A 26,001-nucleotide genomic window follows, 5' to 3' on the forward strand; every position below is an offset into this window, starting at 1 on the left:
CATCACTGAAATTTGTGAAAATTTATCTTTCACCAACAAGTTTTGTCAAAGAAAATCCCCAAACTTTATTGCTGATTTTGATATAACCATTATCTGTTGTGTTAGCAGTGCCATAGGTATAATTGACGCTTACTCTTAATCCTTCTATCACTTCATAGCCAGCGATTAGATTTACACCCATATCAAAACGATTCGCTTTTCCCGCCCCGAAGTCATAATCACTACTTTTCCCTTGGATTACACCTTTGCCATTGATAGCATGAGCCGCATAAATTCCACCACCAAGTGTAAAATCTCTGGTTACTTCATAAAGTAAGTTTACAGGTATCTCAATATAGTTAACAGTGAACTTACTACTTAAAGCTTGGCTTTCATAGCCTTTTTGAGAGAAAAGCAAATTGAGTTGAAGAAGCGTTCTTTCTGTTAATCTGCTTTCTAATAATACACCAGCATGAAAAGAAGTAAGTGCATCTGGCGTAACTGTTACTCCACCTGAAGTGATGGAAACATTAGCTAGATTCACTCCACCTTTAAATCCAAAGCGTGTTTGCGCTTTTGAAGGGAAAGAGAAAAATAATAAAACTAAAGCTAGCAGGGTTTTATTAATCATGCTTATGGTCGATTAAATAGAAATTATGTTTGAATAATTTTTTAAATCAAAAAGCCCAGCAGTTTTTGCTGAGCTTTTTGATTTATGTTGTAATAATAATAGATTATCTATCTTTCTCCGAAAAGCTTCGTGATAGAAATACCAATTACTTTGTTTTTTACAGTTGAATTAGCTTCATTGCTAATATTGGCTAAACCAAAAGAATAATTTGCGCTAATAATGAGTCCGTCAAGTACTTCATAGCCAGCCGTAAGGTTTAAACCGAAATCAGCTCGTTTCAACTCGCCACCATCTCCAAATTCAGCGTCAGTAGAAACACCATTGCTAACTGATTTTCCACTAAGCGCATAACCTAAATATGGTCCACCACCTATTGTGAAATAATCGCTAGCTTCGTACAAAAAGTTTACCGGTAATTCTAAATAATTAAGAGTAGCCTTTGTAGAACCGAATCCGCTAGCTTCTGCTGAATAACCTTTTTGTGAAAATAATAAGTTAGGCTGTACAACAATTCTATCAGATAATCTTGATTCTAGTACACCACCTACGTGGAAAGAGGTGATAGAGCCTGGCGAAATTGAAAATCCACTTGTAGAAATAGTAACATTGGCAAAATTTACACCGCCTTTGAAACCAAGACGAGTTTGAGCTTGAGAGGCGAAAGAGAACGCAATTAAGCTAAGAATTAGTAGAAGTTTTTTGTTCATTTTGTGTATAATTTAAATGTTTATTTATTGAGTGTAAAAATAATATATGAAGAAATACTATCAAATTTTAATATTTGCTATCATTTTGCAATGTGTTGATTTTCAAATAGTTGGAAGAATTATTTTTTATTAAACGGTAATTCACTCAAAAAACTTCTTCACCAAAATATCAAAAACTTCTATCAAAATCAGGATAATGACTACCCATTCCAGACGTGTACTTTCTCGGTTTTGAAGTAAATCTGTAAAGAGCTTGAGGTTTTCTTGAACGATTTTTAATTTATAATCAATGTCTTGATAACGCATTTTTAAATCGAGGTTTCGCTTCAAACCTTTGTCGATGCGTTCTAAATGTTCGTTTTCCCACACAACATCTGGGGCATCAAAAATGTAAAGATTATCAATAATGGAATTTTTGATATTGAGTGTTCGACCGATAAATTTCAGTAAATCTTTCTTAGAATGGCTAAAAGTACCTGTCTGTTCGAGTTCGTCAGTGAATTTTTGGGAATCTTGAAAAATCTCTAAAGTCAGGAATTCATAATAATCTAAAGCGACTGATTGACCAATATTTAACATCACAATTCTAATAGAATCTTCAGTAATTTCTGGAATGGTAATAGAATTATAGCGAAGAATAAGTGCCGTTTGGGCATCTGTTTGAAGGTCAAAATTTTCTTCAAATTTGGTTGTTACAAGGTCTTCAGCAAAAGTTTTTACGAATTTCAGAAAAGCACTTTTTTCTAAATCATTAAATCCGCCAAAAACTACTACGCCATAACTCAGCAAATAGCAGTATTTGTTTTCTTCTTGCTTGTAAAAAAGTTCAGAATTATTGAAAAGTAACGGTTCGTTGGTGTATTCGTTTCTGAACTTTTTTAAGTTGATGACTTCTGATACTTGGTAGGCTTCAATTTTCATAATCATAGCGGGACGAATCGCTCCGTCCCTTTATTTATTTTCTTTGAAATGCCACTGTTGGAATATTATCTAATTTGCCCGTCGCCACTAATTAGCCACTTTTCAGTCACTAATTTTTCTAAAGCAAAAGGTCCACGAGCGTGAAGTTTTTGCGTAGAAATTCCAATTTCAGCCCCTAAACCAAACTGTCCGCCATCCGTAAATCTGGTAGAAGCATTGGTATAAACCGCTGCAGCATCTACTTCAGTAATGAACTTTTCAGCTAGCTCATCATTGGTCGTAATGATGGCTTCTGAGTGACGAGTAGAGTGTTTACGAATATGTTCTAAAGCACCATCCGTATTTTTTACGGTTTTGATAGAGCATTTAAAATCAGTAAATTCTTTGCCAAAATCATCTTCTTGCGCTTTTTGTAAGTATGGATATTGATGTTGAAATAACACTTCAAAAGATACTTCATCTGCAAAAACCTCTACTTCCGCTTTGGCAAAATCTTCGATGATTAAAGGTAAAAATGTTTCAGCAATGGCTTCGTCAACGATAATGGTTTCTAAAGAATTACAAACTGATGGTCTTGAAATTTTAGCATTTGCTACAATCGCTTTTGCTTTCTGTAAATCTGCTGAAGTTTCTACGTAAGTATGACAAACGCCCGCACCTGTTTCAATCGTTGGTACTAAAGAATGAGTACGCACAAACTGAATCAAAGAAGCTGAACCACGAGGAATAATTAAATCGACAAAACGGGTTGCTGTCAATAATTCTTTCACCAATTCTCGGTCGGTTGGCAATAAAGTAATACAAGCAGTACTTACTCCAAACTCCTTTAACACTTGGTGAATTAAACTTACCAAATAAGAGTTCGTGTCAAAAGCATCCGAACCACCACGTAAAACTACAGCGTTTCCAGAACGGATACACAAAGCCGTGACATCAACTGTTACATTTGGACGAGCCTCATAAATAACGCCGATAACACCCATCGGAACGGCTACTTTTTTGATTTTTAAACCGTTGTCTAATGTTTTTTCTAATAAAATTGCTCCAGAGGGGTCGGGGAGTACCGCTATTTCTCTAATACTTTCTGCTAAAGCTTCAATACGATTTTCGTTTAATACTAAACGGTCGTACTTGGGGTCAGATAAATCCATACGGACTAAATCTTTCAAGTTCTCAGCGATGATTTGAGTTTTGTTTTCTAACAAAACCACTGCCAAACGTTCTAGGACGGCTTTTTTCTTTTCGTCCGTCAAACGTCTCATTTCTGCCGATGCTGCGTGCGTTTCCTCTAAAAGTGGAATGATTGTTTTTGGAAGTGTTAAAGTTTCAAGTTCCATTGTTGTTCTGATTAACAAAATACAGTGTAAAGTTCGGAAAGATTTATTAGAATGTATTCAGATTTTTTGTAATATCGTTTGAACAAAGCGCAATAAAATCATGGAAATCAAGAAGAAATATAGCAACGGAGAAGTAACTGTAGTTTGGCAACCTTCAAAATGTATTCATTCAGCCATTTGCTTTAAAAATCTTCCTACTGTTTTTAATCCTAAAAAACGCCCTTGGATAACCTTAGAACAGGAGGAAACGAAAAACATTATCGAACAAATAAAAGCTTGTCCTTCAGGTGCATTGAGCTATTTTATGAATGATGAAAATAACCAAGAAAGTCAAGTATTGGAAAATACAGTGGTAGAAGTATTAGCGAATGGACCATTATTGATTTATGGAAATTTGAAAGTAAAAGACAAAGACGGCAATGAAACGATGAAAAGCCAGACGACAGCTTTTTGTAGATGTGGCGCTTCAAAAAATAAACCATATTGCGATGGTTCACATGTGAAAATCGCTTTTGAAGGATAGCTTTCGCTATCTTTTTTTATCTGTTAGAGAAAGGGTAAAGCAATAATTTTTCAAAATCAATGTATTCTACATAAACAGATAAAAATATCAGGAATCATGCTAGAGCAAAATGAAGCTAGAATCTATCTTGCCGAAAAAAGAGGAGTTACCACTGGTAAAACTTTCAAAAGACTTCATACTTTCAATGATGAACAATATTTTGAAGAAAGTAGAATGCCATTTGGGGTTTTAAAAGTATTGAATGAAGAAGTATTAGCAGCAGGCGAGCATTTAACGTTGACGCTGAAAGAAAGGACAACATTAATATTGTTACCAATTGTAGGCGGATTAGCAGTTAGTTTTGATAATAACGAAGCAGAGTATGTAGTTGCTGGTCAGGTAGTTATTTTTTCAGGAGAAGCTGGAGATACTTATGAAATAGCAAATCCTTATAGTGAAGAAACTATCAGTTTTTTGCAGACACAACTAAAAGAGGAGGGAAGTAAAGCTAGAAACTTTAGCATTAATGAGTTGAATCTTGAAAAAAAGAATCAGCTAATCTCGCTTAATTTAAACGAAAACTACTTTTTTATTGGGCAATATGAAGGCAGAGCAGAAGGTTTTTACAACTTGAAAAATTCTAAAAATGGCTTGTTTGCATTCATCATTGAAGGAGCGTTTGAAGTTCAGAATAGACTTTTAGAAACCAAAGATGCTTTAGCTTTATGGAATTTTACTGATGATTCGAAGATAGAATTTGAAGCACTTTCAAATGGAGCGATTATATTATTGGCTGAGATTAAAATTTAATGTTTCAATATTTTATTCATTGAGGCAATACATGTTTAACTATACGTGTATTCTTGTAGGAACTCCCTAAATTCCTCAATGAAATGAAAAGAATAGATTTCTTAAGAAAAAGCTTTGGTTCACTTGGAGCATTGGCAGTTGCCACGCCCTTGTTGGCTTCATGCAAAGAAGATGAAGTAATAGCAGATGCTACCACAACCACACCAACAACAGGAGGAGTTGATACTTCTGTTACTCCATCAAGTTGTTCGGTAACAAATTCTGAAACGGCTGGACCTTTTCCCACACTACAACCTGCCACTTTAGTCAAAAAAGACATTACTTCTGATAGAAAAGGTACGCCTCTGACTATTAATATTGTTATCAGAAATGTAAATAATAGCTGTAATATTTTAGCCAATGCAATTGTAGATATTTGGCATTGTGATGCCGCTGGAGAGTATTCAGAGTACGGTGGTAGTGGTATGCAAAGTACAAATTATACTTCTGTTCATTTTTTAAGAGGCAGACAGACGACTGATAGCACGGGAGTTGCTGCTTTTACGAGTATTTATCCGGGTTGGTATTCTGGTAGAGCACCGCATATTCACGTTCATATTTATAATGCTTCTGGGACTTCTTTGTTGGTAACACAAATTGCTTTTCCTGAAGCTGTTAGTGGGGTAGTGTATGCACAAGGCGTTTATGCGAGTCATGGACAAGCAGATACTAAAAATGCGAATGATAATGTTTTCAGTGATGGAGTATCGACAGAAATGTCAACTGTAACAGGAAGTACAACGGCTGGTTATGTACTTACACATACTATTTATGTGAAAGGTTAGTCTATAAACTATCAAAAAGAGGTTTGAGAAAATTGTATTCTCAAACCTCTTTTTGAATTATTTCAAGAAAATGCCACAAGGACAAGTAAGATTCGCTTTTAGGATTGTTATCAATCAACATTCTCGCACAGCTTGGGAAAAGTATATTTGGGAAAGTACTTATCAAGAATTCTTGATGCAATCTCAGCTTTTCAATGATAAAACAGCACCATTATTTACTTTCAAAGAAATACTGAGTAAAAATGAAAAAGCAGAGCAATTACATTTTTTGGTAAGTATGGCGGCACATCCCTATATTTTACAATGGAAAGGGAAAATTTACCATTTGGGAGATAATCTTGGCAATAATTTTATGCCATTCAATCAATACAAAATGGATATAATAGATTCCAACATAAAAGATAAAAATGCACACGAAATCGGGATTACTTTTTTCACGCCTTTAATCTCTTTGATTGATATTTGGGAAGGACATTATTTGATTTCTTTGGATGAAAATCTGGATAAACCTTCGGAAGGAATTGAAACATTAATGTTCAAATTACAGCCTAGATTGTCGGTCGCTTTCTATCAACCCAAAGCTATTTTTTGAATAATTTAACTCTTTCAATAGGAATTCCATCTAATTGATAATTCAAAATATAACTTCCTGTACTGAGGTTTCCTAAATTTAATGGAATTTGATAAGTATCAGTATTTTGAAATTCTTCAACCAATGTTTTGATTACTTTTCCATTTATATCATGTAAAATAATGGAGACATTTCCTTTTTTAAATACTTGATATTCAAGAGTAGTTTCGCTTTCTACAGGATTTGGAAATACTTTGATAGGCTTTTCTTTTTCTAAAAAATCTTCATTGCCCAATGTGAGCGCAAATGTTTGAAATTGGCTATCTAGCCATAAAGTACGGGTTCTAATCCATTCTTTCATCCAATTGGTTTCATCTTGATAAGTACTTCCTACGTAATAATTTGGCCACACATATTTTCCCAAAACACTAGGCCATTTGTTGAAATTCCTTTTCATGGCAGGTTCTAAAACCGTAGCGGTTGAATCTATCCATTTGTTGATATTATCAGGATTGAAAGTCGTTTTGCGGAGTACTTCCCAGCGTTTTACCGTTTTGGTTTTAAAGATAGAATCTTGCGCTAATTGTTGCCACCAAAATGGCGCTGGATAAGTATCGCCTTTTGGTAAAGCAATGTCGTTGATTTTATATTGCCAACCACTAGATTTATAACCATCATAATAATCGGCATTGCCAAAAGCTAAGTTATAATCCCAAGCGGGACCCATTTTTAGCTTTCCACCTTTGCTACTTTTTTCTTTATAAAAAAAGGTGCTCAATCTATAGCCGTCAACATTTTTTACAAATTCTGTAATCAGGAAATAATCAATAAAAGTATCCAAATCGCACATTTCACGCCATTTTGCTTTTGGACTTTGAAAATCTGGCGAAAGTAAAGCCGCTTCAAAATCGTTCACATACTTTTGAATGTATTCGAATTGAGGCTGTGTAATATCTGTAATTTTAGGATATTCTACTTGAAAGAAGGTTTTGTAATTACCGAAAGGAGTATTGGTATTGTTTGTCCAGTTTTTTGAAGGAGAGCCAGATGTTTTATCAATTTTAAGAATATAGCCACCCGTTACATCTTCACCAGTATTATCAGTGGTTTTTAAGCTTGAAATATCTACTCGGTTTTTATCTCTTTTGATTTTTTCCATCAGGATGTACAATCCCTGATAGTCATTATTCAAAACCATTTCGCAATAACGAGTGCGAGTAGCATAACGCCCCATTTTATTAACCAAATCATAAGTGAGTACATCACGCATGAAAGTCTTGTCATTATAAGTAGCATTTAGCACCCAATCGGCTTCTGCAGGCATACTTAAAAGACTTACTTTTTGGTCGTTTCCAAGGCTATCTTTCCAAGTTTCAAAACCATAAGGCTTTTTAGGGAATAAATCTTTAGAAGAAGAGCCTCTTAATTCAATGCCAGCAAAGCCTTTGTAAATGTTAGCAGGGTCATTAATGCTATTGAGTAAGCCATTTCCTTTATGAATCAATTCAAGAGTCGATAAAATTTTGGGTTCATCAACAATACTTTTTCCTTGAGTATTGACTTTTAAGATAGGAAGATTTGAAGTTGTTAGGCTTTGGCTATTTACTGAATAAATCCCAAAACCTAACTGTAATATCAAGACATAAATTGTTTTATTCATATAAACTTTAGGATAATTTAAAAATCATATCCTAAAGTTATATAAGAAATTGGACTTTTTATCTCATTATTATCTAACCCCCAACCCAAGTCATACTTTACAAAATATCCTAGTATGGTGGTTCTTGCACCGACTCCATAACCTATTAAGAATGGATTTCTGAAATCGGTTACTGTAGCCTCAAAAGGGTTTGATCCTTTTACTGGAGGTAATGAAACAGTATTAAACCCATTTTTTCTTGAGAATGGGCTTGCACCCGTCCAAGCTGAACCTACATCAGTAAATGCCGTTAATTGAAGATTTTTGAAAAAATTATTATAGATTGGCCCATTATACAAGTATTTTGCAATAGGAAATCTTACTTCTATATTTAACAATAAATGACTTGTTCCTGATAATCTATTCACATTGAAACCACGTAACGAAGTAGCATAATCTAACAAAAACAAATCCTTATTATCTGCTTTGGGTTCTTTGGAATTAGTTGGATTTAAAGGGTTGTTTGTATCGCCACTTCTGTCTTGATATTGAATTCCTAACCAATTATCCATACCACCCATTACTGTTGCTTTTGGAGCATTTCCGAAGGAATGTCCACCAGAGAATCTTCCAGCTACAATGGTACCTCGCCCTAGTTTCAAGTAATGACGGAGGTCGATAAATACACGATTGAAACCATCAATTGAATTTGATAAACCAGAGTAATGCTCTATTCTAGCTCTGAATCTTGTGCCTTCAAGCATGTTGATTCCATGACTGATGGTATTGTCGTAAACGAATTCAACTTTACCACCTAAGTATGTAGAAACGCCATCTGGAGCGGTTAGACTTCTTAAATCCAAAAATCTATTTGCTGTAAATGAAGGCGTTGCAATAATACGAGTATTGGTATTGATTGGATATGATGCCGAAACAGAAAGTCTATTAAAATGATATTTTTTGATAGTAGATTCTGTTTCTTCAGAAATTGTTCTGCGGTCAAATCTTACGCTATAATCAATTCTATTTGCTAAATATGAATACTCGCCCCACAAATCAGAATTTTTTAGGTTCGGCGTAAGAAATATTCCTCCTTGAAGATGATGGTTTTCAAGTAAGTCATTCATATTAATCGTTCCTTTCAAGCCAAATCCTCTTTGTGGAAGTGGGTCAACCATAAAATCAAGGTCGGTATTATTCACAACGAAAGGATTGTTGTAGTCTGTCGGAGCTTTAATTTTAATATTTTCCTTACGACTTTGCTTCGCTAAAATTATCTTTTCTACTTTATTTCTTTTGTCATTTTTAGGTACTTCTGTACCACTCTGACCAGCATTTTTAGAAATCGTTGTAATATCAAAAGAATAATCGTTGGTATCAATTTCTCCTTTTTCAAGTACCAATTTTGGCGTTTTTGTAACAGTCGTTGTAGCTTCTGCGATGGTTTTTGGCGCTTCTGTTTTGGTTTGAATTGGATTATTGTTTGTTTGTGTCATTCCATAAAGCCTTACATTTCTAAGTGTGTATGGAACATTGTTTTTGGTTTCAAAATCTGCTTGAGCTTGATAAGCAATAATTTCTTGATTTTTTTCTAAAAACTTATAAACCAAGCTGTTGTTACTTCCTGTAAAGTCAAAATCTTCAACATCATTTTTGAAACTACTTACTTGTGTAACCACTGAATCGCCAGCAACAAGTCTATAAATATTTTTAATTCCACGCTCATCGCTTAAAAAGTAAACAGTACTTCCATCCGAAACGATAGGTCTTGAAATCGTTCCTAGAGAATCAACCAACCGTTTTACAGTTGCTTCTTTAGCCTTTCCTTCATGTAAAAACAGATTGAAACGATTATTTACATTTTTGTAAGTTCCCTTATCAACTTCTAAAGAATCTTTTAATCTGTTTGATGTAAAGATGATTTTTCCTGCATTTCCTACAAATTGTGGACTTAAATCATCGTATAAATCATTGGTTAATTGTTGTACTCTTCCTCTTGCAATTTCGTACAAAAACAAGTCGTTTTGTCCTTTGCTGATGGCACTTAGAACAACCGTTGTTCCATTATCCGAAATATCAAAATCTTGAATTTGGTCGAAATTGCTCAAGATTTTTCTGGCTGCAAATTTACCCGTCAAATCTTTTTCGGTAATATCTGTAAATACTGAAAGTACAACGTCGCCTTGGTTTTCATAAATTACGGCTAGTGTTCCACCTTTTGTCCAAGAAAGTAAAGGCGTATTATAATCAACAGATTGTTTGAGTGTTTTATAGCCAGAAGTAAGTAATAATGCTTTCTTTTTAGTTTTTACATCTAAAATTTCTATACTCGATTTGCCTAATTCGTTTCTTGAATAAGCAATAAAAGCTCCATCTGGACTGATTTTGAACTTACTGATTTTATCAAAACTATTGAATTTGTTTTCGTCTATTTTAAAATCATACTTTGGTGTTTGATAACTGCTATTGTTGATAGCATCATTCATGACAGAATAATATTCTCGCCAATCTTTTAAAAACCTTGTAAATGGCATCCCGATAGTACTTGAAATTGACGTTTGCTCATTTCTGATAATTCTGGTAAGGTTCAGAATGTTCGCAATATTGTCTTTCCCGTATTTTTCAGCGATATAATTCCAGATAGATTGCCCAACCAATTCTGCTTCTTTTCCATTGGCAAGATTAGGTCTTTTCAAATATTTATTACTAATGGCATCACGCATGTAGGTGTCCATTTCCGTGTTCCAACCGTCAGAAATATAGGCTGTAATACCAGTCATGTACCATTCAGGAACGCTCAAGAGTAAAGAATTTTGTAGCGATTCCTTGATACTTCCACCGTAAAGCATATCATGTACAAATACATGTGAAACTTCTTTCGTAATCTGTTTTTTGAAACTTTCAGCATTGCCAGAATAGGCAATTTCAATGCGTGATTTGGCTAAATTTTCTTCTCTGATTTCTCTTTCGCTAGAAAGATGCAAGCCCACATTACTTTGGTTGAGGTCCTGAGTAGCATTATAAACAAAAATCTTAGTTTTTGTAAATGGAGAATAACCCAATATTTCAGTAATTCTATCGAATTCTGATTCTGCCAATTGTGCAGCCAGTGTAGCTGTTTGTTGTCCGCCTTCGTAGAAGTAAATTTCAAAGTTTTGCGAAGCCAATACTTTCCATTTGAACGGACGGTATTGAATACGGTTTTTACCGAATGGTTCTTGTGTAGGCAAAAAATTCTGAGCTAATGTGCAAAATGTAGTCAGAATAAATATTATTGGTAAAAATTTTCTCATTGTTTTAGGACGAAGTTAAAAGGCATTTCTTCGTAAATTAATCATTACTAATAAAGGAAACGAAAGGCATATTTAATTGAATTTCCCAAAAGCAATGAAATAAGCAATCACGAATTCTCAGCCCCTAAATATAACGAAGCAAAACGATTTATATTGACTTCCGAAGAAAGTTCTTTTCCAGTTACTAAAAATTCAGCAAATTGATTAGCAAAATAAGGTGCTAATGATACTCCTTTTGAACCCAAACCATTAAAAATGCCGATCTGTTGTAAATCAGGGTGCATTCCTATAAACGGGCGACGGTCTTTACTGGCTGGACGTACACCTGCTAAATGAGCCACTACTTTCAAATCGGGTTTCATTAATTTATGATATTTATCTAATAACTCTTTTTCTCCTTGTGGAGTAGTCTTAAAGTCGAGTTCATGCCAAGTATAAGTGGCTCCTAATCTGAAAGTATTTTTCGATAAAGGAACAACAAAAGCACCTTGACTGATGATTTCATCCAAATTAATTCCTTCTATTGTAACATCTAATACTTCACCTTTTACAGGATTGAAGGGTAAATAGTTGAAAAAAGGATTGAATTTTCCCTGAAAACCTTCGCAGAAAATAGTTTTATAAGGCTGAGAAAGGGCTTCTTCTGGATTTAATTTTTCCTCGACGAGTATGCCTTTTTCTTTAAAATACACTCTGAAAGTATCTAAAAGTATTTTTAAATCTACCCAACCCGATTGTTTGGTTGTGGCGCCACCCCATTCGCTATTTACTAAGTTTTTATATTTAATATTTTCGAATTCAAGGCTTGCAAAATCATCAAAATTTTCAGGAAGAACATTGCGTTTAAAATATTCTTGTACTTCTTGATTGGGAAATGGACGGTAAATTAAAACTTGATGAAAAAACTTTGCTTGTAAATCTTTTTCTAAGGCTACGTAAAACTGTTCAAGAAAGGGGAATAATTCATCAGCCATCCAAGTTTTAATCAGTTTTCTACCCGTAACAGGATTGAAAATTCCTGCGGCTACTTTCGATGATGAAGGTATTTCTGGAGCATCATAAATCTGTACTTTTTTCCCCTTTTGGAGAAGTAAGTAAGCCAGTAAAGAACCAGCCAGTCCTTGACCAACAATTACAAAATCTATTTTACTTGATTCTTTACTCATCATTTATTGAGGTGTTTTGCCCTATTTAATCACTTCTGAATGTTATAATCTTTCTAATACACTTTGATGTAGCTCAATCACAAAATTTACTTGTTCTTCTAAAGTCATGAATGAAGTATCCATTAAAACAGCATCTTCCGCTTGAATAAGTGGTCCTTCTGCACGAGTTGAATCCAGAATGTCTCTTTTCTTTAAATTCTCAATAATTTCTTCCAAATCAACTAATTCACCTTTATCGAGTAATTCTTTTTGTCTTCTTTCAGCACGAATTACGGGGTCGGCAGTCATGAATATTTTTACTTCGGCATCTGGAAAAACTTTTGTGCCGATGTCTCTTCCATCCATAATTACACCACCATGTTTTGCCATTTGTTGTTGTTGCGCCACCATTGCTTTTCTGACAGCAGTAATTGCACTTACTTCAGATACCATTTCAGAAACATACATTTTTCTGATTTCACTTTCAACATTCAAACCATTCAAATACACATCACTTGCGCCACGTTGCTCGTTGAATTGAAAACTAATCCGTATTTCGCTAAGGGCTTTTTCTACTTCTTTAGGATTGGTAGGAGTAACATGATTTTGATGAAAGTAAAGACTCACAGCACGATACATCGCTCCAGTATCAATAAAAGCATAACCTAATTTAGCAGCAACACGTTTTGCAGTAGTACTTTTTCCGCAACTCGAATGCCCGTCAAGAGCAATAATGACTTTTCTCATTGAAAGATAATTTTCGAGGATAAAATGATAGAATGATAAGATAAATTGCTTTATTCGTCCGATAAAAATCAAACCAGCAATATTTAAATATAAACAAAGATACTGAAATGGGCAGTACAGAAGCCTGCTGAATGTTTAAATATACAGATTAAATTTTCAGTTTGAACGCATTTTAGTTTAAATAATTGACTTTCAAAAAAATAAAAATTATGCAAGTAATAGGGAATATCATCAACATTTTTGAAAAAACAATCAAGTATGGCTTTCTTGAAATTCAAGATGGAAAAATCTCATCTATAAAAATATTAGCCGAAGAAGCGGCAAGCAATACTCCTTATATTTTACCGGGTTTTGTCGATGCCCACGTGCATGTAGAAAGTTCGATGCTTACTCCCGCACAGTTTGCACGCTTGGCAGTTGTACATGGAACAGTGTCAACAGTTTCTGATCCACATGAAATTGGAAATGTTTTGGGTAAAGCAGGAGTAGAATATATGATTCATAATGCTAGACAAACACCATTTAAATTTTGTTTTGGTGCTCCATCATGTGTCCCCGCTACTACTTTTGAAACCGCAGGAGCAATTATTTCACCCAACGATATTGAAGAATTATTTCAGCAATATGAAGAAATAGGTTACTTGGCAGAAGTAATGAATTTTCCGGGAGTATTGAATGGTGATGAAGACATGTTTGCGAAAATAGCCTTGGCGAAATCATACAATAAACCAGTTGACGGACATGCACCCGGATTAAGAGGAGATGCTGCCAGAAAGTACATAGAAGCAGGTTGCCAGACCGACCACGAATGCTTTACTGAAGAAGAAGCTTTAGATAAATTAAAGTATGGTATGAAAATCTTAATCAGAGAAGGTTCTGCTGCCAAAAACTTTGAAGCGCTGATTGGGCTATTACCTGAGTATTATAATGAACTAATGTTTTGTTCGGATGATAAGCATCCTGATAATTTGGTGGAGGGGCATATTAATTTATTAGTGAAAAGAGCTTTGTCGAAGTATCCTTCACTTTTATTTGAGATTCTTAAAGTTGCTTGTGTAAATCCAGTGTTACATTATCGCCTTCCAGTAGGTTTATTGAGAGAAGGTGATAATGCTGATTTCATTTTGATAGAAAATCTCCAAAACTTTGAAGTACTTCAGACCTATATTTCAGGGAAAATTGTTGCAGAAAATGGCATTTCAAAAATCCCGAATTTGCCAAGCGAAGTTGTCAATCATTTTGAATGTAATTTTAAAACAGCAGAACAGTTTCAAGTAAAGGCAGAAGGAGAAAGAATTCAAGTAATAGAAGTGTTGGATGGGCAACTTATTACTTTGAGACTAGAATGCCCAGCTTTAGTAAAAGACGGCTTGGTTATATCTGATGTAAAGAATGATATTTTAAAAATAGCAGTAGTGAATCGTTATCATGATGCTCCACCAGCGATAGGATTTATTAAAAATTTTGGATTAAAACAAGGTGCTATAGGATCTTCTGTAGCGCATGATTCTCATAATATCATTGTAGTTGGGGTAGATGACGAAGCCATTACTGAGGTGGTAAATATGATTATAAAAGCAAGGGGCGGAGTGGCAGCAATTTCTGGAAAAGGAGTAAAAAACCTATTGGAATTACCAATTGCAGGCATTATGTCGGGTGAAGATGGTTATTTGGTAGCCAAAGAATATTCTGCGATTGATAGATTTGCCAAAGATTTAGGATGTATATTGAATTCTCCCTTTATGAGTCTATCGTTTATGGCACTTTTAGTGATTCCCAATCTTAAATTATCAGACTTTGGATTATTCGATGGAGAAAATTTTTCATTCACTAGCTTGTTTATTGAAAAAATTAACTAATTTTAACATTGTGATAACAGAATTTCTGTTATCCATCATCGACCAAAACTAAAAAAACTATTTCTATTGCTCCTTTTCAGGAACAAGGTCTCTTTTATTAAGAGACTTGTTTTGTGCATTTCCCTGTTTTTTTAGATTTCAATTACACAAACCCAATTTGGGTTTACTGAAGTTTGATTACATTCTTTTGTAATATTTCTATTTTTATCAACCAAAACTAATCAACGAAATGAGAAAATTTCTACTCATTACCTCCGTGTTTCTGTTGGCTTTAATCGGGCAAACCTATGCACAAGACAGGATCGTCACTGGTAAAGTGACAGCCACTGAAGATGGCTCACCACTTCCAGGAGTAAGTATTTCTGTAAAAGGAACTTCAAGAGGTACTTCAACAGGATCTGATGGTACATTTAAACTTAGTGTAGGAAATGGAGCATCTCTTACTTTTTCCTTTGTAGGCTTTGAGTCTAAAACAATAGCAGTTGGTAGCCAAACAGTTATAAATGTTTCGTTAACATCTAATGTATCCCAATTAAGTGAAGTTGTAGTAACAGCACTAGGAGCATCTCGTGAAAAGAAATCATTAACTTATTCTGTACAAGAAATAAAGGCAGATAAACTTACTGCTGCTCGTGATGCCAATGTTGGTAATGCTTTAGCAGGTAAAATTGCGGGTGTTCAAGTATTAGGTCAATCAGGTGCAAAATTTGGCTCGCCAAATATTAGAGTGCGTGGTGTGAATTCATTAACTGGAGGGGATCCACTTTATGTTATTGACGGTACTCCAGTTGGTAGTATTGCAGATGTAAATATGGATGATGTAGAAAACTTATCTGTTCTAAAAGGACCATCAGCTACAGCACTTTATGGTAACAGAGCATCTGGGGGTGTAATTTTGATTACAACTAAAAGAGCAAAATCTGGAGATGCTACTTTTAATTTAAATCATAGTACTACTATAGATATGGTAGGTCTTTTACCAGAATTTCAAAATGAATATGGTGGAGGTTATTCTCAAGATTGGGATACATTTACATTTAATCCTGCTATTCACCCAGCAAGTTGGAGTTCTTTTAATGGTCAAAAGATTTTAGATTACTCTGCAGATGAAAGCTGGGGACCTAAAATGGATGGAACACTTCATCGTTCAGCTTTTTCTTGGCAACCTGGTGCTGAATTTGGTCAATTAACACCTTTCTCTCCAAATCCAAACAATGTTAGAGATTTCTTTGAGAAGCCAATTAGTAATAATACAAACTTTTCATTTGCAAAAGGAGGAGAGAATTTTCAATCAAGAATTTCTTATACACATATTCAAACAAACGGTATTATTCCTAATAGCCAGCAAATAAAGGATTATGTAAGCTCGAAGAATACCTTCAATTTTACGTCTAAATTCTCATCGACTTTAGATATTACTTATTCTGCAACTCGTTCTAAAAACGTTCCTGCAGATGGTTATGGAAATGCTACAATCGGTTCATTTAGCCAGTGGTATCAACGTCAATTAAAAATTGAAGATTTAAGGAATTATAAAAATCCAGATGGTACTTACCGTAGTTGGAATATCGGTGGACCTTTAGATACGAAACCTAAATATTGGGATAGTCCATATACTCAAGTATATGATAATATAAACTATAACAATAACGATCGTGTTTATGGTAGCTTAGGCTTGTCTTACAAAATTTTAGATTATTTAACAGCCACAGTAACTAGTCGACGTGATTGGAGATCTTATTATGGCGAAAGTAGAATTGCTTCGGGTACTTTAGGTGCTGGAGGTTTAGGCTATTATGGTAATTATGCGTTAACTAGTGTTGAAAATAACAATGAGGTGTTGTTAGCATTCAACAAGACATTTAATAAAATTTCAGTAGTAGCAAATGCTGGAGGTAACATTAGATACTCAAAAACTAATATTGTAAGTGCTAATACTTCTGGTGGATTGACAACACCAGGGTTTTATAATATTGCTGCTTCAAAAGACAGACCAAATGTTGTTAGTCAATTATTTGAAAGACAAGTTAACAGTGTTTATGGAAACGTAAGCGTTGGATACGATAACTTTGCTTTTATTGAAGGTACAATTCGTAATGACTGGTCATCTACTCTACCTGTAGGGAATAACTCATATATTTATCCTTCAATTGGAGGTAGTTTAGTCCTTTCTGAATTATTACCCAAAACTGACATATTAAGTTACGTTAAATTAAGAGGTAGTTACGCTCAAGTTGGTACCGATGTTGATCCTTATTCTATTGGGTTAACTTATACAACAGGAAATCCATTCGGTTCAAACCCAACTCAATATTTACCAACAAGATTACCTAATTCAGGTTTGAAGCCTGGTCTTTCTTCTGCTTATGAAGGAGGTATTGATTTTAAATTCTTCAAAAATAAGTTAAGCGTTGAATTAACTGCTTATCATAACAACAATAAAAACCAAATTATACCACTTCCTGTAGCTTCAACAAGTGGTTATTCAACTGCATTAATCAATGCTGGTTTAATTCAAACTCAAGGCTTTGAAGTGCATATTGGAGGTACTCCAATTGCTACTCAATCTGGTTTTACATGGGATTCTGATATTAACTTTGACCATAGCACTTCTAAGGTTGTTGAATTATATCCTGGTTTAACTAACTATCAATTAGGTGGACCTACTTGGAGAACACTAACAGTAAATGCTCGTGAAGGTGAAGAATGGGGATTACTAGTAGGTAAAGGATATAAGCTTGATGCTAATGGTAATAAATTGATTGGTGCAGATGGTCATTACTTAGTTGAAGACAATAAAAAATTAGGATCAGTTTTACCAAAATTCAAAGGAGGTCTCTTGAATACATTTACATATAAGAATCTTTCATTGAAAGTGAATATTGACTTTATTGTTGGAGGTAAATTCTTCTCTACAACAAAAATGTTCAATGCTTATTCAGGTTTAGCTGCTGAAACAGCTGGATTAAATGAATTGGGTAAACCAAAACGTGACCCTGTTGCTGATGGAGGTGGTATTTTACTTGATGGTGTTACAGTAGATGGTAAACAAAACACTGTTCGTGTTGAAACACAAGAACTTTATGAAGATAAATTCTTTGGATTTAATGAGAGATGGATTTACGATCAAACTTATGTAAAACTTCGTGAAGTTGCGTTTGGTTATAATGTACCTAAATCAGTATTCGGAGGAAAAGTATTTAAAAGTGCTAAGCTAGCCTTTATTGTACGTAACCCAATTTTAATTTATAGCGCTGCAGGTGGAGGAATTGATATTTCAGAAGCTGAAGTATTCTGGACAGAAGGGGGACAATTACCTCCAGTACGTTCATTTGGTGTTAACTTAAACTTAGGTTTCTAATCAAGAATCAAAGCATTTTTCTTTGATTCAATAAATATTTTTAAAGATGAAAAAATCAAACAAATATAAAATATTCGCTTTAGCAGTAGGACTGGGAATTTCTGCTGTTGCTTGTTCTCCAGATGATTTTGGAGATATGAATATTAATCCAAATAATCCTGCTGCAGCTAATACTGCAGGTATTTTGACTGGAGCTTTACGTAATGTTGGTGCTATGGCAACAGATATGGTTCCTGCATTATATACTCAGCAATTTGGTGATATTACTTATATTGAGGAATCTCGTTATAAAACAATAAACTTTAGCTATAATGGATATTATGCTGGAGGACCTTTGAATTCATATAAGACTATTATTGATTTGAATACAGCTGAAGCAACAAAAACTACAGCGGCAGCAAATGGTTCAAATGCAAATCAGATAGCTGTTTCTCGTATATTAAAAGCATATACGTTTTTATGGTTAACTGACCGTTGGGGAGACATTCCTTATTCTCAGGCTTTACAAGGTAGTTCCAATTTTAGCCCAGGTTTTGATACTCAACAAGCAATTTATACTGACTTATTCAAAGAGTTGAAAGAGGCTCAAGCTCAATTTGATGGGGGTAAAGCTGTTGTTGGTGATATTTTATTAAGTGGGAGTGCAACTCGCTGGAAGAAATTTGCCAATTCTTTGCGTATGATAATGGCTTTACGTTTATCTAAGGTAGATCCTGCTAAAGGAAAAGCTGAATTTGCTGCTGCATTGGCTGATGGTGTTTTAGCTTCAAATGCTGATAATGTTAAATATACTTATTTGACAGAATCTAATAATGAGCATCCACTATATAATAATTACATTGTTACAAATCGTAAAGACTATGCTTTGAGTGATGTTTTTGTTAACAAGTTACTTGCTACCAATGATCCAAGAATTGCAGGAATGGCTGACAAAAATATCAATGGAGTTTATTCTGGTGTTCCTTACGGTGTTTTCCCTGCTGCTGCAAAAGCCCAAGATGTTTCTTTAGCTGCTACTGCTATTCGTCAACAAAATTCATCAGTTAATGTTGTAACTTATGCTCAAATTTTATTTTCTCAAGCTGAAGCAGCAAAATTAGGCTGGATTACTGGAGATGTAAAAACTCTTTATGAAGCAGCTGTTAAAGCTTCAATACAACAATGGCTTGGCACAGCAGCAACTGATGCTGTTGTTACTACTTATCTAGCACAAGACGCTGTGAAGTATGATGATGCTAAGGCTTATGAATTAATTGCTACTCAGAAATGGATTGCATTATTCTATCAAGGAAATGAAGCTTGGGCTGAATGGCGTCGTACAGGGTATCCTGTATTAACTCCAGCTGCTAAGCCATTAAATCCTAGTGGACAAATTCCTCGTCGTATGGCTTATCCTGTTACAGAAACTACCTTGAACAAGGTAAACTATGATAAAGTTGTAGCTTCTCAAGGGCCAGATACACAAGATACTCGTGTATGGTGGGATAAAAAATAAGTTTTATCAAACAATCTATCAAAAAAGGTCGCTGTTCAGCGACCTTTTTTTGTTTCATCATTTTTAAACATAAATCGAAACAGAATACTTCTAACTCTTAAACCGATTGCCTATTTTTACTTAAAATTTACTAAAACCCAATTTAATACATTTCAAAACATACAATGCATCAATTAGGATTTGTCAGTGCTATTTTAGCGGAGCGTACTTTTGAAGAAGTAATAGATTTCGCCTCAGAAAAGAATTTTAAATGCGTAGAAGTAATGTGCTGGCCAGCTGGAAATGCCGACGCTCGTCGCTATGCAGGTGTTACGCATATTGATGTGGAAGCACTCGATGAAACTCAGATTGCTCATATCAAGAATTATACCACAGAAAAAGGAGTATTTATTTCAGGATTAGGCTATTATCCTAATCCACTCGACCCAGATGTGAATAAGGCAAATTTTTATGTTGACCACATCAAGAAAATTATTCAAGCTACCGCTAAATTGGAAATTCCTGTGATGAATACTTTCATCGGTAGAGACCCTTCTAAAAATATTGCTTATAACTTGGATAAATTTAAAGAAACTTGGACAGATATTGTTAAACTCGCCGAAGAAGTAGGTGTGAAGATTGGTATTGAAAACTGCCCAATGTTTTTTACAAACGACGAATGGCCCGGAGGAAAAAATATGGCAACAACGCCAGCCATTTGGGATAAAATGTTTGAAATCATTCCGTCTGCTACTTTGGGTTTGAATTATGACCCTTCTCATTTGGTTTGGCAAATGATGGATTATACTCGTCCATTGTATGATTATCGTGACCGCCTACATCATATTCACTTGAAAGATGCAAAAGTATATTATGATAAACTAAGCAGAGTGGGCATCATGGCAAACCCTTTAGAGTATCATTCACCAAAATTACCAGGCTTGGGAGATATCAATTGGGGAAAATTCTTTTCTGCATTGAATGATGCTCGCTATCGTGGTCCAGTTGTGATTGAAGTAGAAGACAAAGCATACGAAGGTTCAGTCGAAAATGTAGAGAGTGCAATCTTAACAGCAAGAAACTATTTAAGTCAGTTTTTAGGTTAAACTAATACTAATAATGATTATGCGTTCTGAATTATTATTTATACTTGTAATATATTGTAAAACCCTTTGAAGAATTATTAATAAAAGCTCAAAGCTTATTGCTGAAAGCTAACAGCTACGATAAAATGAGTAAAAACCAAATCAATACCAAAACAATAGAATATTCTTCGCTGAAAGACATCAATAAAGCGGCTCAATCCATTTTGGCTTTTGGCAAAAATACTCCTGTTTGGCTTTTCGAAGGACAAATGGGCGCTGGCAAAACTACTTTGATTAAAGCAATTTGTGAATGTATGTTAGTAAATAGCCATGTGCAAAGTCCAACATATTCTATCGTGAATGAATATGCTACCACAAGAGGAGAGAATATTTACCATTTTGATTTTTACAGAATCAAAAATGAAGAAGAGGCTATGGACATTGGTTTCGAGGATTATCTCTATTCTGGTGGTTTTTGTTTTATTGAATGGCCATCGAAAGTGGAAAACCTTTTACCTTCTAAACATCTGAAAGTAAATATCGAAGTAGATGAAAATGGTAAAAGAGTGATAAATTTGTCAAAAGTTTAGTGTTAGCATTGATGTTTGTCTTCAAACATTCAGCTTATCGTAATTGAAATTAAGCAATCAAAATGGCTCAACCCTCAGGATTTAAAGAAGTACTTGCTCAGTCAGGATTAATGACGCAAGAGGCATTAGTTTGGACAAAACAAAATGCCAAAAGCCTTTTCATAGGTCTTCCTCGTGAAGTATCGATGCAAGAGCATAGGATTTCGCTAACACCTGATGCCGTTGCTTTACTAATCAGAAATGGGCATAGAGTATTGATTGAAACAGGAGCTGGGAATGGTGCAAAATTTACAGATAATCAATATTCTGAAGCAGGAGCGCAAATAGTTTATTCAACCGAAGAGCTTTTCAAAGCAGATGTAATTGTAAAAATCCAACCGCTGACAGATGATGAAATTGAGTATTTACAACATGGCGCAACGGTAGTTTCTTCGCTAAATATGTCGAAACTGACGAAAGAGTATTTCGAAAAGTTGAATCGCAAGAAAATAACTGGCTTATGTTATGAATACATTGAAGATAATGCCGGAGGAATACCTATTATTCGTGCCATGTCCGAAATTGCAGGAAGTACAGTAATGCTTATTGCTGCCGAATGTTTAAGCAGTGCCAATAATGGAATGGGCGTAATTTTAGGTGGAATTACTGGAGTACCGCCCACTAAAGTAGTGATTCTAGGTGCAGGAACCGTTTCAGAATATGCAGCAAGAATCGCCATTGGTTTGGGAGCAGATTTGAAAGTATTTGATAAGGATATTTTTAAACTACAACGATTGAAGTATTCGGTTGGTCAAAATATTTATACATGTATCATCGATTCTAATGTGCTAACACAAGCCATTCGTGATGCTGATGTTGTAATTGGTGCCTTGCGTGCTGAAGATGGTTTCACTCCTTGTATCGTTACTGAAGAAATGGTTTCGATGATGAAGCCTGATTCGGTAATTATTGATGTTTGTATTGATAGAGGAGGCTGTTTTGAAACTTCAGAAATTACCACGCACGACCAGCCCATTTTTAGAAAATACGGCGTTATACATTATTGTGTGCCGAATATTCCTTCAAGAGTAGCACATACTGCAAGTCAGGCATTGAGTAACATTTTTACTTCTTTCTTATTGAAAACTGGTAAAACTGGTGGCATTGAAGAAGCAATTTTTGCCAACAAAGCATTTATGAAAGGAGTTTATTCTTTCAAAGGAAGCTTAACCAATGCCAACATCGCCAAGAAGTTTGGTTTGAATTATAAAGATTTAAGTTTGCTGTCTGCGGCAAGATTTTAAAATCAAGATGTAAGACACAAGTAGCAAGAGACAAGACAAGAGACACAAGATTTTAGAATCAAGATGAAAAATTCAAGAAGTGAGGCACATGACTGTATGAGTAGGTAGAGTAATAAAACAAGTTTTGCTTGAGGTTTGTACTTACACATAAATCTTATTCCTACTCTTGTATTACTCTTTTTATCTTATTTTTGTCTTGCCTTTTTATCTTGTTTCTTTTGTCTTGTCTCTTGCTACTTTTATCTAAATAAAAAAACAATGATTGAAGATTACACAGCCATATCCAATGCACCCAATTCTCCAGATTTGAATGGAAAATACTTGGGAGTTATTTCAGCGGATTTTGCATTAGTCGCAGAATTTTTGAAAGAAGCATCATACCAGATTAGAACGAGAGGATTCTCTAAATTTCCAATTTTTGCGGTTTCACAAAATCCAGTTCAAATCGGACAGAAGCTAATTGGTATTCATGAAATGAGTGGAAATACTTGGAATTATCACGCCTCATTTGCTGAAGAATTTGTTCAAAGAGAAATTATTGCAGAAGAAAATTTAGAGGTTTTTCAGTCAAGTTACAAAGACGCAGACGAATACTGCTGTCTTTTTGTACTAGATAGAGATTTTGCAAGTTTCATCTACATTCCATTTCCTGAGGATTGACGATGAAAAAAACTGATTGACGTAAACATGAAATATAAGAATATTTATAAAAAAAATAATTATATGTATATTATGTGAATATTAAATTACGTTTATTAACTTTACAAGCTCAACCACTAAGCTTATTTCTGAAGTCGGCTGGTTTAGTTTGTATAGAGAAATAAGCAAGTTTAATCATAAAAATATAATTATCATGTTAAACCCAATCTTAGGCATAGGCTCACGTATTCGTCATACGGATTATGGAGACGGTGTAGTTGTTAATGTAAAATCGAACGGCTACGTAATTACTTTTACTCAAACGGATTCAAAAGAAATTAAATTTGATTATCCACTAGAAATCATTGAAGAAGTAGAAAGAGATAACGACTTAGTTACTTATCTAATGTGGAATTAAAAATTCAATTGAAACCAGAAATATTTTAACTTTGTTGAATGCTGAGTGTAGTTTTAAACTAAACTCAGCATTTTTTTTGATATTGAATTAAGACAATCAGAATATGGTTTATTTCCCTTTCGATAAAACGAATCTTGTCAAAGAATCGATTTTTAAGCTTGCGAATTTCTCTACGGAAGAATGGGAATTTTATAAACAATTGCTTGAAGAAGTTTCGTTTCCTAAAAAAGCATTTTTGACCGTTCGTGGTGAGGTAGAAAAATATGCTTATTTCATCATTGAAGGTGCTGTTAAATACGAAGCATTTACGCAAGATGGTAAGGGGATTTGTGTTGATTTGGGCTTTAAAGGTAATTTTGTTAGCTCTTTTGCGTCTTGTTTATCTCAACAAGTTTCTCATATTTCAATTCAGGCAGTAACAGCGGTGAATGCTTTTCGGTTATATTACCCGAAAGTGTTGGAATTGATGGAAAAATCTAAAAATGCCGAACGTTTTCATCGATTGATTGCTGAACAATTGTACGTTCGTGAAAGCAAACGTACTTATTCGTTGATTTCCAAAAATGCAGAACAACGATATTTATATTTACTAGAAAACCAGCCAGATGCCTTGAGATTAATCCCCATCAAAGATTTGGCTTCTTATTTAGGCATTCATCCTGATAGTTTGAGTCGTATTCGAAATCATATCAAACTTTAAGATGTTTTTTACTTCTTGGATGAAAATCTACAATTGTTTGTTGTAAATACTCTCGGTCTAAATGAGTATAAATTTCGGTAGTTGTAATTGATTCATGTCCCAACATTTCCTGAACGGCACGCAAATCTGCTCCGCCTTCTATTAAATGTGTGGCAAATGAATGTCTAAAAGTATGCGGGCTCACATTTTTATGAATGCCAGCTTGTGCTACTAAGTCTTTGATAATCAGGAAAATCATTACTCTGGTAAGTTTGTTTCCTCTTCTGTTTAAAAAAACATAATTACCTGCTTCCTCTTTTATTACCTGATATTTTCGAATATTTTCTAAGTAAATTTCAAGATAATGAATGGCATCTCTACCAATTGGCACAAGCCTTACTTTATTTCCTTTTCCGATAATTCTGATAAAACCGATGTCTAAAAAACATTCGGTTAACTGCATCTCAACCAATTCAGAAACTCGTAAACCAGAACTGTAAAGTACTTCTAAAATAGCACGATTTCTTGCTCCTTCGGGCGTAGAAAGGTCAATGACAGATAATATTTTTTCTATTTCAGGAAAAGAAAGAGTAGGAGGTAATTTTCTGCCAATTTTTGGGGAAGCCATCAAATCCATTGGGTCTGTTTTGATGACATCTTCCAATAAAAGATATTTAAAAAAAGCTTTTAAACCTGATAAAATACGAGCCTGTGAAGTAGTTTCCAAGCCCAATTCGCCCATGTAAGTAAAGAAATTAAAAATATGCTTATCGTTGATGGTTTCAGGATTGATGTCGTTTTCGCCAGCAATTTCGAGGTATTGCCATAATTTATGAACATCACGAAGGTAAGCTTCTATCGAATTTTCAGAAAGAGAACGTTCTAAAGTAAGATAGCTTTTGAAATTTTTTAGATAGCTTTGCCATAGCATAGATATTATTGCTGGGGATTTATTGAAAATTTGAATTAAAACAGGAAACAATGATTTTAATTTCGCAGAATTAATTCAAAGATAGTCAAAAACCATTTGTGAAGCATTGCTTTACAGATTTGGAATAACCTTTCATTTAGAAAAACAATGTCAAAGAAAAAAATCATCATCATCAATGGTCCAAATTTGAATTTATTGGGCAAACGTGAACCAGAAATTTATGGTCACCAAACTTTCGAGCAATATTTTGAAGTATTAAAAGATAAGTATTCTGATAAAGTAGATTTAGTATATTTTCAGTCGAATCATGAAGGCTTTTTGATTGATAAAATTCATGAAATTGGTTTTTCTTACGACGGTATTGTATTAAATGCTGGTGCTTTTACCCATACTTCAATTGCATTGGCTGATGCCATTGCTGGCGTGAAAACACCTGTTGTTGAAGTACATATTTCAAATGTTCATAAGCGTGAAGAATTCCGTCATCATAGTTATATCAGTAAAAATTCTATCGGAATTATTATTGGATTTGGCTTGCGAGGCTACGATTTTGCGATTCAGACGTATTTATAGTCT

Annotated in this window: 23 protein-coding genes; 14 read left to right on the top strand and 9 right to left on the bottom strand. The window is 34.4% G+C overall.

Features of this window, described 5'->3' with window-relative positions; all coding sequences use genetic code 11:
- Window positions 1–22 precede the first annotated feature (22 nt).
- From VB798_RS00120 to VB798_RS00135, 4 genes are all read right to left on the bottom strand, one after another.
- A complete protein-coding gene (locus VB798_RS00120) occupies window positions 23–610 on the bottom strand; it encodes a porin family protein (protein ID WP_323254685.1) in 588 nt (195 codons plus the stop codon).
- A gap of 107 nt (window positions 611–717) precedes the next feature.
- Window positions 718–1,317: a porin family protein gene (locus VB798_RS00125; RefSeq protein ID WP_323254687.1), complete on the bottom strand. Its 600-nt coding sequence runs from the start codon at window positions 1,315–1,317 to the stop codon at window positions 718–720.
- Between the two features lie 141 nt (window positions 1,318–1,458).
- Window positions 1,459–2,238 carry an RMD1 family protein gene (locus VB798_RS00130; RefSeq protein ID WP_323254689.1) on the bottom strand — a complete coding sequence of 260 codons (780 nt, stop codon included), beginning with the start codon at window positions 2,236–2,238 and terminating at the stop codon, window positions 1,459–1,461.
- 65 nt (window positions 2,239–2,303) lie between these two features.
- Window positions 2,304–3,575, bottom strand: coding sequence for a glutamate-5-semialdehyde dehydrogenase (locus VB798_RS00135; protein ID WP_323254691.1), 1,272 nt, complete (start codon window positions 3,573–3,575; stop codon window positions 2,304–2,306).
- 100 nt (window positions 3,576–3,675) lie between these two features.
- Here VB798_RS00135 and VB798_RS00140 point away from each other — a divergent pair, with 100 nt between their 5' ends.
- From VB798_RS00140 to VB798_RS00155, 4 genes are all read left to right on the top strand, one after another.
- Window positions 3,676–4,098 (top strand): (4Fe-4S)-binding protein, encoded by a 423-nt coding sequence (locus tag VB798_RS00140; protein WP_323254693.1) that lies wholly within the window; start codon window positions 3,676–3,678, stop codon window positions 4,096–4,098.
- A 96-nt stretch (window positions 4,099–4,194) separates the two neighbouring features.
- Window positions 4,195–4,887, top strand: coding sequence for a pirin family protein (locus VB798_RS00145; RefSeq protein WP_323254695.1), 693 nt, complete (start codon window positions 4,195–4,197; stop codon window positions 4,885–4,887).
- 83 nt (window positions 4,888–4,970) lie between these two features.
- Complete coding sequence (locus VB798_RS00150) at window positions 4,971–5,711, top strand: dioxygenase family protein (RefSeq protein WP_323254697.1); 741 nt, start codon at window positions 4,971–4,973, stop codon at window positions 5,709–5,711.
- 70 nt (window positions 5,712–5,781) lie between these two features.
- Window positions 5,782–6,303, top strand: a complete 522-nt coding sequence (locus VB798_RS00155; protein ID WP_323254700.1) for a hypothetical protein — start codon at window positions 5,782–5,784, stop codon at window positions 6,301–6,303.
- On the opposite strand, the gene VB798_RS00160 is transcribed toward VB798_RS00155, so the two are convergent.
- The 4 genes from VB798_RS00160 to cmk form a co-directional block, all read right to left on the bottom strand.
- Window positions 6,293–7,942: a CotH kinase family protein gene (locus tag VB798_RS00160; protein ID WP_323254702.1), complete on the bottom strand. Its 1,650-nt coding sequence runs from the start codon at window positions 7,940–7,942 to the stop codon at window positions 6,293–6,295. The two genes, VB798_RS00155 and VB798_RS00160, sit on opposite strands and share 11 nt — an antisense overlap.
- Before the next feature lie 17 nt (window positions 7,943–7,959).
- Window positions 7,960–11,214 (bottom strand): hypothetical protein, encoded by a 3,255-nt coding sequence (locus VB798_RS00165; protein ID WP_323254704.1) that lies wholly within the window; start codon window positions 11,212–11,214, stop codon window positions 7,960–7,962.
- A 107-nt stretch (window positions 11,215–11,321) separates the two neighbouring features.
- Entirely contained in the window at window positions 11,322–12,383 is a 1,062-nt protein-coding gene (locus VB798_RS00170; RefSeq protein WP_323254705.1) for an NAD(P)/FAD-dependent oxidoreductase, read from the bottom strand.
- Window positions 12,384–12,422: 39 nt separating this feature from the next.
- Window positions 12,423–13,106 (bottom strand): (d)CMP kinase, encoded by a 684-nt coding sequence (gene cmk, locus VB798_RS00175; protein WP_323254707.1) that lies wholly within the window; start codon window positions 13,104–13,106, stop codon window positions 12,423–12,425.
- A 209-nt stretch (window positions 13,107–13,315) separates the two neighbouring features.
- On the opposite strand from cmk, the gene ade reads away from it, so the two are divergent.
- The 9 genes from ade to VB798_RS00220 all read left to right on the top strand — a co-directional run bounded on the left by ade (window position 13,316) and on the right by VB798_RS00220 (window position 24,515).
- Window positions 13,316–14,965: an adenine deaminase gene (gene ade, locus VB798_RS00180; RefSeq protein WP_323254709.1), complete on the top strand. Its 1,650-nt coding sequence runs from the start codon at window positions 13,316–13,318 to the stop codon at window positions 14,963–14,965.
- Window positions 14,966–15,194: 229 nt separating this feature from the next.
- Window positions 15,195–18,326 carry a SusC/RagA family TonB-linked outer membrane protein gene (locus VB798_RS00185; protein WP_323254711.1) on the top strand — a complete coding sequence of 1,044 codons (3,132 nt, stop codon included), beginning with the start codon at window positions 15,195–15,197 and terminating at the stop codon, window positions 18,324–18,326.
- A gap of 46 nt (window positions 18,327–18,372) precedes the next feature.
- Window positions 18,373–19,821, top strand: coding sequence for a SusD/RagB family nutrient-binding outer membrane lipoprotein (locus VB798_RS00190; RefSeq protein WP_323254713.1), 1,449 nt, complete (start codon window positions 18,373–18,375; stop codon window positions 19,819–19,821).
- 164 nt (window positions 19,822–19,985) lie between these two features.
- On the top strand, window positions 19,986–20,906 hold the full coding sequence (locus VB798_RS00195) for a sugar phosphate isomerase/epimerase family protein (protein ID WP_323254715.1): 921 nt from the start codon (window positions 19,986–19,988) through the stop codon (window positions 20,904–20,906).
- A 125-nt stretch (window positions 20,907–21,031) separates the two neighbouring features.
- Window positions 21,032–21,475 carry a tRNA (adenosine(37)-N6)-threonylcarbamoyltransferase complex ATPase subunit type 1 TsaE gene (tsaE, locus tag VB798_RS00200; RefSeq protein ID WP_323254717.1) on the top strand — a complete coding sequence of 148 codons (444 nt, stop codon included), beginning with the start codon at window positions 21,032–21,034 and terminating at the stop codon, window positions 21,473–21,475.
- Between the two features lie 62 nt (window positions 21,476–21,537).
- Window positions 21,538–22,758, top strand: coding sequence for an alanine dehydrogenase (locus VB798_RS00205; RefSeq protein WP_323254718.1), 1,221 nt, complete (start codon window positions 21,538–21,540; stop codon window positions 22,756–22,758).
- A 258-nt stretch (window positions 22,759–23,016) separates the two neighbouring features.
- Complete coding sequence (locus VB798_RS00210; RefSeq protein ID WP_323254720.1) at window positions 23,017–23,418, top strand: hypothetical protein; 402 nt, start codon at window positions 23,017–23,019, stop codon at window positions 23,416–23,418.
- Window positions 23,419–23,611: 193 nt separating this feature from the next.
- A complete protein-coding gene (locus VB798_RS00215; protein ID WP_184133650.1) occupies window positions 23,612–23,815 on the top strand; it encodes a hypothetical protein in 204 nt (67 codons plus the stop codon).
- Window positions 23,816–23,918: 103 nt separating this feature from the next.
- Complete coding sequence (locus tag VB798_RS00220; protein WP_323254722.1) at window positions 23,919–24,515, top strand: Crp/Fnr family transcriptional regulator; 597 nt, start codon at window positions 23,919–23,921, stop codon at window positions 24,513–24,515.
- On the opposite strand, the gene xerD is transcribed toward VB798_RS00220, so the two are convergent.
- A complete protein-coding gene (gene xerD / locus VB798_RS00225) occupies window positions 24,505–25,425 on the bottom strand; it encodes a site-specific tyrosine recombinase XerD (protein ID WP_323254724.1) in 921 nt (306 codons plus the stop codon). The two genes, VB798_RS00220 and xerD, sit on opposite strands and share 11 nt — an antisense overlap.
- A 147-nt stretch (window positions 25,426–25,572) precedes the next feature.
- On the opposite strand from xerD, the gene aroQ reads away from it, so the two are divergent.
- Window positions 25,573–25,998, top strand: coding sequence for a type II 3-dehydroquinate dehydratase (aroQ, locus tag VB798_RS00230; RefSeq protein WP_323254726.1), 426 nt, complete (start codon window positions 25,573–25,575; stop codon window positions 25,996–25,998).
- Window positions 25,999–26,001 lie beyond the last annotated feature (3 nt).

This window comes from Arcicella lustrica (genome assembly GCF_034930985.1).
In the GTDB taxonomy this organism is placed as follows: domain Bacteria; phylum Bacteroidota; class Bacteroidia; order Cytophagales; family Spirosomataceae; genus Arcicella; species Arcicella lustrica.